The sequence below is a fragment of the Mycobacterium sp. NTMscope_MAC_12 genome (genome assembly GCF_976985675.1).
On record NZ_CDRJYY010000001.1, the window covers coordinates 3,540,112 to 3,553,552 of the forward strand.

The 13,441-nt window shown below is 69.7% G+C and carries 13 protein-coding genes; 6 read left to right on the forward strand and 7 right to left on the reverse strand.

Annotated elements, in window-relative coordinates; translation table 11 throughout:
- Positions 1–2 precede the first annotated feature (2 nt).
- Together AC0KS4_RS16105 and hemE are read right to left on the reverse strand one after the other, a co-directional pair.
- Positions 3–1,379: a protoporphyrinogen oxidase gene (locus AC0KS4_RS16105; protein WP_238957330.1), complete on the reverse strand. Its 1,377-nt coding sequence runs from the start codon at positions 1,377–1,379 to the stop codon at positions 3–5.
- Positions 1,380–1,429: 50 nt separating this feature from the next.
- Positions 1,430–2,479, reverse strand: a complete 1,050-nt coding sequence (hemE, locus tag AC0KS4_RS16110; RefSeq protein ID WP_238957331.1) for a uroporphyrinogen decarboxylase — start codon at positions 2,477–2,479, stop codon at positions 1,430–1,432.
- 97 nt (positions 2,480–2,576) lie between these two features.
- On the opposite strand from hemE, the gene AC0KS4_RS16115 reads away from it, so the two are divergent.
- From AC0KS4_RS16115 to AC0KS4_RS16125, 3 genes are all read left to right on the forward strand, one after another.
- Complete coding sequence (locus AC0KS4_RS16115; protein WP_225327702.1) at positions 2,577–3,398, forward strand: enoyl-CoA hydratase/isomerase family protein; 822 nt, start codon at positions 2,577–2,579, stop codon at positions 3,396–3,398.
- Positions 3,399–3,606: 208 nt separating this feature from the next.
- Entirely contained in the window at positions 3,607–4,143 is a 537-nt protein-coding gene (locus AC0KS4_RS16120; protein WP_255641709.1) for a DUF3000 domain-containing protein, read from the forward strand.
- Position 4,144: 1 nt separating this feature from the next.
- Complete coding sequence (locus AC0KS4_RS16125) at positions 4,145–5,431, forward strand: ribonuclease D (protein ID WP_238956376.1); 1,287 nt, start codon at positions 4,145–4,147, stop codon at positions 5,429–5,431.
- On the opposite strand, the gene dxs is transcribed toward AC0KS4_RS16125, so the two are convergent.
- Entirely contained in the window at positions 5,428–7,353 is a 1,926-nt protein-coding gene (gene dxs, locus AC0KS4_RS16130) for a 1-deoxy-D-xylulose-5-phosphate synthase (RefSeq protein ID WP_225327699.1), read from the reverse strand. The genes AC0KS4_RS16125 and dxs overlap by 4 nt on opposite strands.
- A gap of 142 nt (positions 7,354–7,495) precedes the next feature.
- Between dxs and AC0KS4_RS16135 the strand changes: the two genes are divergently transcribed.
- Together AC0KS4_RS16135 and AC0KS4_RS16140 are read left to right on the forward strand one after the other, a co-directional pair.
- Positions 7,496–7,939 carry a CBS domain-containing protein gene (locus tag AC0KS4_RS16135; protein ID WP_238956377.1) on the forward strand — a complete coding sequence of 148 codons (444 nt, stop codon included), beginning with the start codon at positions 7,496–7,498 and terminating at the stop codon, positions 7,937–7,939.
- A 16-nt stretch (positions 7,940–7,955) separates the two neighbouring features.
- Entirely contained in the window at positions 7,956–9,245 is a 1,290-nt protein-coding gene (locus AC0KS4_RS16140; protein ID WP_238956378.1) for an ArsB/NhaD family transporter, read from the forward strand.
- A 5-nt stretch (positions 9,246–9,250) separates the two neighbouring features.
- On the opposite strand, the gene AC0KS4_RS16145 is transcribed toward AC0KS4_RS16140, so the two are convergent.
- From AC0KS4_RS16145 to AC0KS4_RS16155, 3 genes are read right to left on the reverse strand one after another with little or no spacing between them, the layout of a single operon-like run.
- A complete protein-coding gene (locus AC0KS4_RS16145; RefSeq protein ID WP_425326322.1) occupies positions 9,251–10,003 on the reverse strand; it encodes an ABC transporter permease in 753 nt (250 codons plus the stop codon).
- Complete coding sequence (locus tag AC0KS4_RS16150) at positions 10,003–10,716, reverse strand: ABC transporter permease (protein WP_238956379.1); 714 nt, start codon at positions 10,714–10,716, stop codon at positions 10,003–10,005. The genes AC0KS4_RS16145 and AC0KS4_RS16150 overlap by 1 nt, the downstream gene beginning before the upstream one ends.
- Entirely contained in the window at positions 10,713–11,618 is a 906-nt protein-coding gene (locus tag AC0KS4_RS16155) for an ABC transporter ATP-binding protein (protein ID WP_225327695.1), read from the reverse strand. Before AC0KS4_RS16155 ends, AC0KS4_RS16150 begins: the two co-directional genes overlap by 4 nt.
- 160 nt (positions 11,619–11,778) lie before the next feature.
- On the opposite strand from AC0KS4_RS16155, the gene AC0KS4_RS16160 reads away from it, so the two are divergent.
- On the forward strand, positions 11,779–12,234 hold the full coding sequence (locus AC0KS4_RS16160) for a GbsR/MarR family transcriptional regulator (RefSeq protein ID WP_308193066.1): 456 nt from the start codon (positions 11,779–11,781) through the stop codon (positions 12,232–12,234).
- Here the strand turns inward: AC0KS4_RS16160 and AC0KS4_RS16165 are convergent.
- On the reverse strand, positions 12,231–13,427 hold the full coding sequence (locus AC0KS4_RS16165; protein WP_238957333.1) for a class I SAM-dependent RNA methyltransferase: 1,197 nt from the start codon (positions 13,425–13,427) through the stop codon (positions 12,231–12,233). The two genes, AC0KS4_RS16160 and AC0KS4_RS16165, sit on opposite strands and share 4 nt — an antisense overlap.
- Positions 13,428–13,441 lie beyond the last annotated feature (14 nt).

A 13,441-nucleotide genomic window follows, 5' to 3' on the forward strand; every position in this document is an offset into this window, starting at 1 on the left:
ACCTATCGTGCCACCTGTCCATCTCGGCCTTCGATGGCCTTGATCACACGCTCGGCCGCGCGGCCGGCCGCACCGACGCAGGCCGGCACGCCGATGCCGTCGAGGTAGCTGCCTGCCGCCGCCAGCGTCGGCGGCAGGCCCGCGCGCACCTCGGCGACTAGGTCGGCATGACCCGGCCCGTACTGCGGCATGGCGTCGATCCAGCGCTGCACCCGGACGTCGACGGGGTCGACGGTCAGCCCGAAGACGGTGGCCAGGTCGCCCAGCGCCCAGGCCAGCAGCTCGTCGTCGGCGGCGCTGGCCGCGACGTGGTCGCCGAACCGCCCGAACGACAGCCGCAGCAGCTGCACGTCGGCGCGGGCGCCCCATTTTCTGGACGACAGCGTGATGGCCTTCGCCCGCAACCGCTCACCGGTGGCCGCCAGCACGCCCGAACACTCGGGGAAGGCGGTGGCACCCGGCACCGCCAGCGCCAGCACCACCGACGATGCGTTGGCGATGCGCCCGGCGGCGGCGACGCTGCGCGGGGCGATGTCGGCGAGCAGGCGGCACGCCTCGTGCGCGGGCACGGCGAGGATGACCGCATCGGCAGCCCAGCGGGCGCCCGTGTCGTCGAACACCGCCCAGCCCGTGCCGGCGCGCTCGAGGCGCGACACCGCGGCGCGCACCCAGCGCGGCCGGGCACGCGCGGCGAGCTCCTCGACCAGCACCCGGTACCCGCCGTCGAGCGCCCCGAACACCGGCCCGCCGGTGGCCGGCGGCACGGCCTGCGCGACGGCCTCGGTCAGGCTGGCGGCGCCGCGGTCCAGGGCCGCGGCCACGGTGGGGGCGGCCGCGCGCAGGCCGATGGTGGCCGCCGAGCCCGCGTAGACCCCGCTCAGCAGCGGATCCACCGACCGCGAAACCACCTGCTCGCCGAACCGGTCGCCCACCAGGTCGGCCACCGCGGGATCGTCGCCGGCGTGCCACTCCAGCGGGCGGGAGGGTTCGGCGTCGATGCGGGCGACGGTCGTCTCGTCGACCAATCCCGCCACCGACGCCGACGACGACGGGATGCCCACGACCGTGCCCGTCGGCAACGGACGCAGCTGCTGCCCGCTGTAGATCAGCGGGCGGACGCCGGTCGAAACAAGTTGGTGCCCGGTCAAATTCAGTTCGCCCAGCAGCGCCGGCAGCTCCGGTCGTCGCAGCACGAACGCCTCGGCGCCCAGGTCCATCGGCACCCCGCCGACCCGCTCGGTGCGCAGGATCCCGCCGAGCCTCTCCCCCGGGTCGAACAGCGTGATCGCCGCGTCGGCGCCGAGGGCCATGCGCAGCCGGTAGGCCGCCGTCAGCCCCGAGATCCCGCCCCCCACAACGCAATACGAGCCCCGGCCGATTGTCCGGCTCCTCCTCTGGCCGTCCCGGCCCGCATCGTCGCCGGACGACGTCATAGCGAATGGACCAGCGACACCAGGTCGGTCAACAGTGCGGGGTCGGTCTCGGGCAGCACGCCGTGGCCGAGGTTGAACACGTGACCGGCGGCGCCGGCGTCGATCGCGCGCCTACCGTCATCGACGACGGTGCGCGCCGCGCGTTCGACCACCGGCCAGCCCGCCAGCAGGACCACCGGATCGAGGTTGCCCTGCAACGCCGTGCCGGGTTCCACCCGGGCCGCCGCGTCGGCGAGCGAGGTTCGCCAATCCACGCCCACCACGGACGCGCCGACCGCCGACATCGCGCCCAGCAGTTCGGCCGTGCCGACGCCGAAATGCGTCATCGGCACGCCGTAACCGGCCAGGGCGGCGAAGATCCGGGCGCTGTGCGGCTGCACATAGGTGCGGTAGTTCGCCAGCGACAGCGTCCCGGCCCACGAGTCGAACACCTGGATCGCGTCCACCCCGGCGTCCAGTTGCACCCGCAGGAAACCGACGGTGATGTCGGTCAGCTTCTCCATCAACGCATGCCAGCTGTCGGGCTCGGCCAGCATCATCGCCTTGGTGCGCGCATGGTGACGGCTGGGCCCACCCTCGATCAGGTAGGACGCCAGGGTGAACGGCGCGCCCGCGAAACCGATCAGCGGAACGTCGCCCAGCGCGGACACCAGCAACGACACCGCATCCGAAATCGGCTGAACCCGTTGCCGCTCAAGGGGTTTGATCGCGGCCACGTCGGCGGCGGTGCGCACCGGCGACTCGATCACCGGCCCGACCCCGGCGACGATGTCCAGGTCGATGCCGGCGCCGAGCAGCGGGACCACGATGTCGGAGAACAAGATCGCCGCGTCGACGTCGTGGCGGCGCACCGGCTGCAGGGTGATCTCGCAGACTAGCTCGGCGTCGAAACACGCCGACAGCATGTCGTGCTGGGCCCGCAGCGCCCGGTATTCGGGCAGCGACCGGCCGGCCTGCCGCATGAACCACACCGGGACCCGGCGGGGTTTGCGGCCGCCCGCGGCGGCCAGATACGGCGACTCGGGAAGGTCGCGACGGGTGTGCAACGGCCTGTTCATCGGCCTCAATGCTGCCATGACCACAAAACGCCGAACGCCGCTGCGTACTATCGCGACCGCGACCGTTTGAACGTCAGGAGCCCGGATGCCAGTCAGCCAGCCCCCAGTGAACTACGACGAGTTCCCCAGCCTGCGCTGCGAGCTCGGCGAGAACGGCGTGCTGACGCTGGTGCTCGACTCCCCGGGGCTCAATTCGGTCGGGCCGCAGATGCACCGCGACCTCGCCGACATCTGGCCGGTGATCGATCGCGACCCGGCCGTGCGCGTCGTCCTGGTCCGCGGCGAGGGCAAGGCCTTTTCCTCCGGCGGCAGCTTCGACCTGATCGCCGAGACCATCGGCGAGTACGAGGGCCGGATCCGCATCATGCGCGAAGCCCGCGACCTGGTGCACAACATGATCAACTGCGACACCCCCGTGGTGTCGGCGATCCGGGGACCGGCGGTGGGTGCGGGCCTGGTCGTGGCGCTGCTGGCCGACATCTCGGTGGCGGGCCGGACCGCGAAGCTCATCGACGGGCACACCAAGCTCGGCGTGGCGGCCGGCGACCACGCCGCGATCTGCTGGCCGCTGCTGGTCGGCATGGCCAAGGCCAAGTACTACCTGCTGACCTGCGAAACCCTGCTCGGCGAGGAGGCCGAGCGGATCGGCCTGGTCTCCACCTGCGTCGACGACGACGACGTCCTGTCCACCGCCACCCGGATCGCCGAGAACCTGGCGCAGGGCGCGCAGAACGCCATCCAGTGGACCAAGCGCAGCCTCAACCACTGGTACCGCATGATGGGACCCACCTTCGAAACCTCGGTCGGCCTGGAATTTCTCAGCTTCAGCGGCCCCGACGTGCAAGAAGGCCTGGCCGCCCACCGCGAGAAGCGCCCCGCCCGGTTCACCGGCGGATCTGCCTCCTGAGCAGGACATATACGTTTGGTGGAGGGCTGGTAACGGCTTGATCGCGGCGGGTTTGAAACCCGGCGCGCCTGTCGCGGCGTGTCGGGCGATAGGTCTACCGTCGATCCCTGTGACCCGTGCCGTGACAACGCAGAACGGTCGGGATGAACAGGAGCGACGGCAAGTGACCTCATCCGAACCGGCCCCCTTCCGCGAGGCGGTGGCGGCCATGAACGCCGTCGTCGTGCGGCCGGAGATCGAGCTGGGTCCGATCCGGCCGCCCCAACGCCTGGCACCCCACAGCTACGCGCTGGGCGCCGAGGTCAAACATCCCGACCGCGAGATCATCCCCGAACGGTCCGACGGCGACGCCTTCGGACGGCTCATCCTGCTGTACGACCCCGAAGGGGCCGACGCGTGGGACGGCACCATCCGCATGGTCGCCTACATCCAGGCCGACCTGGACCCCAGCGAGGCCGTCGACCCGCTGCTGCCCGAAGTAGCGTGGAGCTGGCTGGTCGAGGCACTGGAGTCACGGATGGAACACGTCGTCGCGCTGGGCGGCACCGTCACCGCCACCACCTCGGTGCGTTACGGCGACATCTCGGGGCCGCCGCGCGCCCACCAGCTCGAGCTGCGGGCGTCCTGGACCGCGACGTCACCCGCCGTCGGCGCGCACGTCGAGTCGTTCTGCGAGGTGCTGGAACACGCCGCGGGCCTGCCGCCCGCCGGAGTCACCGACCTGAGCTCGCGGTCACGCGCCTAGCATGGGCGAGCCGTCGCCCGACGGGCCGGGCAGCGACGCGCCCGGCAGCACCGAACCCGCGCCCACCCCGCTGCCGCATCCGGCCGAAGGCGTCCCACCCATCTCGGTCAGCGTGTACGAGATCGAGGCCGCGGCACAGCGGCTGGCCGGCGGGCGGGGGCCGTTCGCGGTGGACGCCGAACGGGCATCGGGTTTCCGCTACTCCAACCGGGCCTACCTGATCCAGATCCGCCGGGCCGGCTCCGGCACCGTGCTGATCGACCCGGTGAGCCACGGCCGCGACCCGCTCGAGGCCCTGCGGCCGGTGGCCGAGGTGCTGGGCACCGACGAATGGATCCTGCACTCCGCCGATCAGGACCTGCCCTGTTTGGCGGAGGTGGGCATGCGACCGCCGACGCTGTATGACACCGAGCTCGCCGGGCGGCTGGCCGGGTTCGAACGCGTGAACCTGGCCACCATGGTCGAGCGGCTGCTGGGTTTCGGGCTGGCCAAGGGCCACGGCGCGGCCGACTGGTCCAAGCGGCCCCTGCCCGCCGACTGGCTCAACTACGCCGCCCTGGACGTGGAACTGCTCATCGAGCTGCGCGCGGCGATCGCGGACGTCCTCGCCGGGCAAGGCAAAAGCGATTGGGCCGCACAGGAATTCGACTACCTGCGGGACGTGGGCTCGAAAGAGCCGGGCGCCGCCGCGCGACGGGACCGGTGGCGACGAACGTCGGGGATCCATCGGGTGCGGGATCAGCGCGGGCTGGCCGCGGTGCGTGAACTGTGGCTGACGCGCGACCGGATCGCGCAGCGCCGCGACATCGCCCCGCGCCGCATCCTTCCCGACTCGGCCATCATCGATGCCGCGCTGGCCAACCCGACGACGGTCGAGGAACTGGTCGCGCTGCCCGTGTTCGGCGGGCGCAATCAACGCCGCAGCGCCGCGACGTGGCTGGCGGCGCTGGACGCCGCGCGCGAGAACAAGAATCCGCCCGCGGACGCCGAACCGCCGAACGGCCCGCCGCCGCCGGCGCGGTGGAGCCGGCGCAAACCGGAGGCTGCCGCGCGGCTGGAGGCCGCGCGGGCGGGGCTGTCGGAGGTGTCGGAGCGGGTGCACGTCCCCACCGAGAACCTGGTCTCACCGGACCTGGTGCGACGGCTGTGCTGGGACTGGGAGGCCGCGCCGGATCCCTTCGAGGCCGTCGAGGCGTTTCTGCGGGCCGGGCAGGCCCGGCCGTGGCAGCGGGAGTTGGTGGATCCGGTGCTGGCCCGGGCGCTGCAGCCGCCGGAGGACGCCGACTAGTCGAGGTGCTCGCGGATTTCGGCCTCGGCGTCGCTGCTGGCCAGCGCGGCGACCCAACCGGTGATGCGGCGTGCCACGTCCTGATCCGTCAGCGCCAGGTCGGCGAGTAGCTCGCCCCGCGAAGCGTGCTCGTAGAACCGCTGCGGCAAGCCGACATCGCGGCACGGCACGTCGATCTCGGCGCGGCGCAGGGCGGCCGACACCGCCGAACCCACACCGCCGTTGACGCCGTTGTCCTCGCAGGTGACGACCAGTTTGTGCCGCCCCGCCAGGTCGACGAGCGTGTCCGACACCGGCAGCACCCAGCGCGGATCGACGACCGTGACGCCGATCCCCTGGTTGTGCAGCCGCTTGGCCACGGCCAGCGCCATCCGCGCGAACGCGCCGACACCCACCAGCAGCACGTCGTGGTTGCACCCACTGGCCGGAACCGCGAGCACGTCGACACCCGAGAGCCCCGACCCGACGCGTTCGATCGCCGGGATGTCCTCGCCCACATCACCTTTGGGGAAGCGCAGCGCCGTCGGCCCGTCGTCGACCTCGAGCGCCTCGCCGAGCTCCTCGCGCAACCGGGTGGCGTCGCGGGGCGCGGCCGCCCGCATGCCCGGCACGATGCCCAGCATCGACAGGTCCCACATCCCGTTGTGGCTGGCGCCGTCCGAGCCGGTGATCCCGGCCCGGTCGAGCACCATGGTGACGGGCAGCCGGTGCAGCGCCACGTCCATCATGATCTGGTCGAAGGCCCGGTTGAGGAAGGTCGAATAGATGGCCACCACCGGGTGCATCCCGCCCATTGCCAGGCCGGCCGCCGACGTCATCGCGTGCTGCTCGGCGATGCCGACGTCGAACAGGCGGTCCGGGAACTGCTGCCCGAACGGCGTCAGCCCGGTGGGTCCGGGCATGGCCGCGGTGATGGCCACGATGTCGCGGCGCTTGCGGGCGTAGCCGATCAGCGCGTCGGAGAAGGTCGCCGTCCACCCGGGGCCCGCGATGCTGGTCGCCTGGCCGGTCAGGGGATCGATCACCCCGCAGGAATGCATCTGCTCGGCTTCGTCGTCCTCGGCGGGCGCATAGCCCATCCCCTTGCGGGTCACCACGTGCACGATCACCGGGCGCCCGAAACCACGGGCGTGGCGCAGCGCGGCCTCCACCGCGCGCTCGTCGTGGCCGTCGACGGGGCCCACGTACTTCAGGCCCAGGTCGGTGAACAGCAGCTGCGGCGACAACGAGTCCTTGATGCCGGCCTTGACGCTGTGCATGACGCGGTAGGCGAGCCTGCCGACCAGCGGCAGCGCCCGCAGCGCGTCGCGGCCCCGTTCCAGGGCCTGCTCGTAGACCGGTTGCAGCCGCAGCGTGGCGAGATGGTCGGCCACACCGCCGATCGTCGGGGCGTAGCTGCGGCCGTTGTCGTTGACCACGATGATCACCGGGCGCCCGGACGCGGCGATGTTGTTCAGCGCCTCCCAGCACATGCCGCCGGTGAGCGCCCCGTCTCCGACCACCGCGACCACGTGCCGATTGCGGTGCCCGCTCAGCTCGAAGGCCTTGGCCAGGCCGTCGGCGTAGGACAGCGCGGCGCTGGCGTGGCTGGACTCCACCCAGTCGTGTTCGCTCTCGGCGCGCGACGGATACCCGGACAGCCCGCCCTTTTTGCGCAGGGTCTCGAACTCGTGGGAACGCCCCGTCAGCATCTTGTGGACGTAGGCCTGATGGCCGGTGTCGAAGATGATCGGATCGTGGGGCGAGTCGAACACCCGGTGCAGCGCGAGCGTCAGTTCGACCACGCCCAGATTGGGCCCGAGGTGTCCCCCGGTGGCAGCGACCTTGTGAATCAGGAACTCGCGAATCTCGGCGGCCAATTCGCGGAGCTGATGCGTAGAAAGGTGCTGCAGATCAGCGGGCCCGCGGATCTGTTCCAGCATCCCGTCAGTCTACGCAGCCGACGACGCAGGTTTGGTAGCGTCAATGCGCGGTGAGCCGGGAAGCCTGGTCGGCACGTCTTCTTCCGACCCAGGAGTACGCCATGACCGCACCACACAATCCCAGCGGACGTATCGTCGCAGTGTGCGCGCGGAGCAGATCGCCGAGGACTTCCCCGTCGTCAGCATTGACGCGGACGCGCTGGACGCCGCCCGGATGCTGGCCGAGCACCGGCTGCCCGGGCTGTTGGTCACCGACGGCTCGGGGCGCCCCTACGCGGTGCTGCCCGCCTCCCAGGTCGTCCGCTTCATCGTGCCCCGTTATGTGCAGGACGATCCGTCGCTGGCCGGCGTGCTCAACGAATCGACCGCCGATCGCTGCGCGGAAAAGTTGAGCGGCAAGACGGTGCGCGACGTGCTGCCCGACCATCTGGTCGACGTGCCCCCCGCCAACGCCGACGACACCATCATCGAAGTGGCCGCGCTCATGGCGCGGCTGCGCAGCCCGCTCGTCGCGGTGGTCAAAGAGGGCCGGCTGGTCGGGGTGATCACGGCGTCGCGGGTGCTCGCCGCCGCGCTGAAACCCTGATGCCACAGGCACATCGATGAGCTTCATCGCGATCCTGGTCTTCGTGGTCGCCTATGCCCTGATCGCCAGCGATCGCGTCAACAAGACGTTCGTGGCCCTGGCCGGCGCCGCGATCGTGGTCACCCTGCCGATCATTCACTCCGACGACATCTTCTACTCGCGCGGAACCGGAATCGATTGGGACGTCATCTTTTTGCTGCTGGGCATGATGATCATCGTCAGCGTGCTGCGGCAGACCGGCGTGTTCGAGTACGTGGCGATCTGGTCGGCCAAACGCGCCCGTGGTTCCCCGCTGCGCGTCATGATCCTGTTGGTCCTCGTGACCGCGATCGCGTCGGCCCTGCTCGACAACGTCACCACCGTGCTGCTCGTCGCCCCGGTCACGCTGCTGGTGTGCGAACGTCTGGCGATCAATGCGGCACCCTTCCTGATGGCCGAGGTGTTCGCCTCGAACGTCGGGGGCGCGGCGACCCTGGTGGGTGACCCGCCCAACATCATCATCGCCAGCAAGGCCGGCCTGACGTTCAACGACTTCCTGATCCATCTGGCGCCGATCGTGGTCATCGTCATCGCCGTCCTGATTGCGTTGTTGCCGCGCCTATTTCCCGGGGAATTCGACGTGGATCCCGAGCGGGTCGCCGATGTGATGTCGCTGGAGGAAAAGGAGGCCATCCGCGACCCCCGGCTGCTCATCACGTGCGGCGTCGTTTTGCTGGCGGTGTTCACCGCGTTCATCGCCCACTCGCCGCTGCACATGGAGCCCTCGGTGGTGGCGTTGTTGGGCGCCGGGATCCTGGTCGTGGCGTCCCGGCTCAAGCCGTCCGACTACCTGTCCAGCGTGGAGTGGGACACGCTGCTGTTCTTCGCCGGCCTGTTCATCATGGTCGGCGCCCTGGTGAAGACGGGTGTCGTCAAACAGCTTGCCCACGTGGCGATCACGGCCACCGGCGGGAACACGTTGACCGCGACGATGATCATCCTGGTCGCGTCGGTCGTCATCAGCGGGGTCGTCGACAACGTTCCGTACGCGGCGACGATGGCGCCGGTGGTGGCCGACCTGGTGCCCGCCCTGAGCGATCACGCCAACCCCGGCGTCTTGTGGTGGTCGCTGGCGCTGGGTACGGACTTCGGCGGCAACCTGACCGCCATCGGCGCCAGCGCCAACATCGTCCTACTCGGAATCGCCCGCCGCGCCGACAATCCCATTTCCTTTTGGGAATTCACCCGCAAGGGCGCGGTCGTCACCGCGGTCTCCGTCGCGATGTCCGCGCTGTACCTGTGGCTGCGGTATTTCGTGATGGGCTGACGGCCTTAGTGTTTGGCGCGGAAGCGGACGAACAACGGCCAGGCAAGCGCCAGGTTGTACACGACGCCGCCGACAAGGTAGGGCCACCAGGCGCCATAGTCGCTGGCGACCCAGAACGCCTTGGCGGCCCAATAGGCCGGCAGCACCCCGAAGGCGAGGTTCCAGTTGGAGTCGATGAACCATGGCAGGCAGGGCAGCCCGGCAATCAGCATGCCCAGCGCGCGAACCATGGCCAAACCCTGGATCTTGTTGTTCGCCATGGCCAGTATCAGCAACAGGGTCACGACCGCCGACAGTCCCGCCAGTATTCCGATCGGGATCAGCGACGGCACCAGGCCCGGCATGAGTATCCCGCTGAGCGACATGGTCGCCACGACGTAGGTGGTGGTCACCACCATGACCGTGGCTGCGCGATAGGCAAAGAAGGCCGACAGCGGCACCGGCGTCACCCGTAGCGCGGTCAGCGTGCCGGCGTCGAGCTCGTCCAGAACCAGGAACGCGGCGATCGCGGCGGTGATGATGATGCTGGTCAGCAGCAGGAACGCGGTGAGGACCAGCGGGTAGTAGGGAACCAGATCGAACCCGTAGCGGTCGGCCAACATCTCGGTGATGCGCGGCGTGAGAAGCGCAACGCCGGTGGTCCATATGACTGGGGCGACCACGATCATCCACAGCAGTGGATCGCGGTAGGTTCCGCGAATGTCGTTGCGGCCGAACGCGACCAACGCCCGCGTGCTGACGAGGCCTGACATCGCCATCAGACCGCACCCGACCTTTCGATGACGTAGCGATCGAACATCGCGTTGGCCGCCCTGCCCAACCCCGCCAGGCACGCGACCGGATACAGGGCCGCGTACACGACTTGCCACGGCGCCAGACTCACCTGACCGAACGCGGCCCCCAACAGCAACAGGGGGCCCTGCGTGGGGATGAGGTAGAGCACCGGATTCGGCCAGAGGCCGGAGTAGTACACGACCGGCGGCACCAGCATGATCGCCAGTGGGACGGTCGCCGCCAGGAACCAGTCGGTCACGGAGGAAAACGGCAGCGAGGTCACGAAACCCACCAGCAGCATCAACAGCGTCCCGAGCACAACGCCGAGCACCAGCGGCGCGGGATGATAGTCGAACCCATGCACAATGCTTGCCACAGTCATCGCCACGAACAGTGAAATACCGAGCAGCACAGTCAGTTTGGCGGCCAGGTATTCGGAGAACCGCAGCGGCGTGGAAACGATCGCGCCGATCGTGCGTTCCTGCTTCTCGAAGAACACCGTGCCCCCGATGAAGAAGAACCCGATGATCGCAATGTCACCCACCAGCACATACGGCTCCGCGACCGGGCGCAGGCCCGGCGGCATCGGCAACAGCACGGCCAGCCAGATCAGACCCGAGAAGACACCCGCATGCAGGAACTTCTGCCGCACTTGCAGCGTCAGCTCGAGTCGCAGCGCGCTCGCCAACCTGGTCATCCCAGCCGCCTTCCGGTCGTCTCGACGAACACATCGTCGAGGCTGGCCTCCCTGCTGTGGATGGTCTCGACGTGGTGGTCGCGCAGCGCCGCATGAAACGCCGGATCGTCGGCCAGGCCGTCCATTCCGAACTCTGCGGTCACCAGACGCCCGTCGTCGCCCCGGTACTCCACGCGCACCAGCCGCCGGCTGCGGGCGATTTTGAGCTCGGCGGGCGTGTCCATCGCGACGATCGCCCCGTCGACGACAAAGGCCACGCGGTCGCACAGCTCGTCGGCGGTCGCCATGTCATGGGTGGTGAGAAAAACCGTGCGGCCGCGTGCCTTCAGGTCCAGGATCATGTTCTTGACCTTGCGGGCGTTCACCGGGTCCAGCCCGGAAGTGGGCTCATCGAGGAAGAGCAGTTCGGGGTCGTTGATCAGCGACCTGGCGAACGTCAGCCGCATCTGCATTCCCTTGGAGTACTTGCCGACTCGTGTGTGGGCGTCGTCGGCCAGGTCCACCGCGTCCAGCAGTTGCATTGGATCCAGCGTCGCGCCCGCGTACAACGATCCGAAGAATTGCAGATTCTCCAGCCCGGTCAGCTTCTGGTAGTGGTTGGGCAGTTCGAACGAGACACCGATGCGCTCGTAGTAATCGGAACCCCAGGCCAGTGGGTCCCTGCCCCAGATCGCGGCCTCCCCGCCGTGGCCGCGGAGCAGGCCGATGAGAAGTTTCTGCGTCGTCGACTTCCCGGCGCCGCTGGGGCCCAGAAAACCGAAGATCTCACCGCGGCTGACGGTGAAGTCCATGCCCCGCACGGCGGGTTCTGGCGCCTTTGGGTAGGTGAACGTAAGGCCACTGACGCGGATCACGTCGGCCGTGGTGCCTGGCAATGTGGTTGTCGCCCCGAGGTTTTGCATGACGCGCTTGTCCCCTTCCGGGTCAGCGCGGTGCGTCGGCCGGCTGCCGGCACCGCGTGCATACGGATACCTTGTTCCGACCAGACTTCCCGGAGCGCCGCAGCACACTATACTGAACTTTCAGAAATTACAGAATACCCAACGCACGAGAGGGGCGCACGTGGCCGAACGTGCTGATCAACGCGATGCGGCCGAACAGCTCGCACTCGTCCTCGCCGATCACGGGCTGCAACGCATGACCGCCCGGGTGCTGGCCACGTTGCTGTTCACCGAGCGCGCCAGCATGACGATGGGCGAGTTGGCCGAGCGGCTACAGGCCAGCTCGGGCGCGATCTCGGGTGCACTCAAGATGCTCACCTCCGTGGGTCTGGCCGAGCGGGCGCCCGCCCCCGGCAGCAGACGGGATCACTACCGGCTGCGCGACGACGCGTGGGCGACCCTTTTCACCAACCAGAACGTCGTGATATCGGCGATGCAGGCCGCCGCTGAGGCCGGGATTGCGGCGACAGGCTCGGATAGCGTTGCCGGGCAACGGCTCACGCGGATGCGCGACTTCTACGCGTTCATGCTCGACGAGATCCCGGCGATGCTCGAGCGCTGGCAGCAGCGCGGCTAGCGCGTCAGCAGCGCGACGCATTCGGTGTGATGGGTCAACGGGAAGGCGTCGAACACCTTGATCTTCTCGACGGCATAGCCGTGGCCGAGGTAGATCCCGATATCGCGCGCGAAAGATGCTGCCTCGCAACCGATGTGCACGATGCGCGGGACACCGGCCGCGGCCAGCAGATCGATGATCTCGCGCCCGGCGCCCGCCCGCGGCGGATCCAGGACCGCCACATCTGCTTTTGAGGCGCTCCCCCGTTGCGCCGCCAGCGCGCGCCGCACCGAGTCGGTGACGACCTGCACCTGGGTGAGATCGGCCAGCGCGGCCCGGGCGGCCCGCGTCGACGCGCGCGAGGTGTCCACGCTGAGCACCCGACCCGAGGGCCCCACGGCCTCGCCCAGGACGGCGGCGAAAACGCCTGCGCCACCGTAGAGATCCCAGGCGCTCATGCCGGTACCGGCGGCCGCCCAGTCGGCGACCAGACCGCTGTAGGTCGCCGCGGCGTCGCGGTGCGCCTGCCAAAAGGCGGTCACCGGCACGTGCCAGGTGCGCCCCGCCACCCGCTGCACCGCCTCGTAGCGGCCCTGCGTCACCTTGGTCGCGGTGCGTCTGCCCTGCCGCAGGGTGCGCACCACATGGCGCGCCCCGTCGTCGTCGACGGCCACGTGCAGCTGGGCGCCCGCCGGCCACTCGGTCTTGGTGATCCCGTCGAGCATGCCGCCTGGCAGCTGCGCACAGCGCAGGTCGGTCACCAAATCGTCGCTGTGATAACGGTGAAAGCCCGGCCGACGGTCGGCCCCCACATCGAGGCGGACGCGGGTGCGCCACCCCGTGGGTCCCGACGGCAGCGGCTCGGCCTCGCCGCTCCAGCGATGGCCGCCGAGGCGCTCCAGCTGGTTGGCCACGACTTCGGCCTTGAGCGCGCGCGCCACCTCGGGGACGGCGAACGCCAGGTCGCAGCAGCCGGCACCGTCGACCCCGGCGATCGGGCACAGCGACGCCGTACGGCCCTCGGCCGGCTCGAGGACCTCGATAACCTCTGCGTGCCAATACGATCCACGATCCGCCGTCACCCGGGCGCGCAGCCGCTCACCGGGCAGCGCGTACCGGACGAACACCACCCGGCCTTCGTGATGCGCCACGCAGCTGCCGCCGTTGGCCGGGGCACCCGTGGTCAACGTCAGCTCCCCCACCGGGGGCGGCACGCCGCGCGGTGCGC

Bases quoted from the DNA above. Each gene is read 5' to 3' on its own strand.
- AC0KS4_RS16115 (WP_225327702.1), top strand. From the start codon at position 2,577: ATGCCAGTCAGCCAGCCCCCAGTGAACTACGACGAGTTCCCCAGCCTG.
- AC0KS4_RS16120 (WP_255641709.1), top strand. From the start codon at position 3,607: ATGAACGCCGTCGTCGTGCGGCCGGAGATCGAGCTGGGTCCGATCCGG.
- AC0KS4_RS16125 (WP_238956376.1), top strand. From the start codon at position 4,145: ATGGGCGAGCCGTCGCCCGACGGGCCGGGCAGCGACGCGCCCGGCAGC.
- dxs (WP_225327699.1), bottom strand. From the start codon at position 7,353: ATGCTGGAACAGATCCGCGGGCCCGCTGATCTGCAGCACCTTTCTACG.
- AC0KS4_RS16140 (WP_238956378.1), top strand. From the start codon at position 7,956: ATGAGCTTCATCGCGATCCTGGTCTTCGTGGTCGCCTATGCCCTGATC.
- AC0KS4_RS16145 (WP_425326322.1), bottom strand. From the start codon at position 10,003: ATGGCGATGTCAGGCCTCGTCAGCACGCGGGCGTTGGTCGCGTTCGGC.
- AC0KS4_RS16150 (WP_238956379.1), bottom strand. From the start codon at position 10,716: ATGACCAGGTTGGCGAGCGCGCTGCGACTCGAGCTGACGCTGCAAGTG.
- AC0KS4_RS16155 (WP_225327695.1), bottom strand. From the start codon at position 11,618: ATGCAAAACCTCGGGGCGACAACCACATTGCCAGGCACCACGGCCGAC.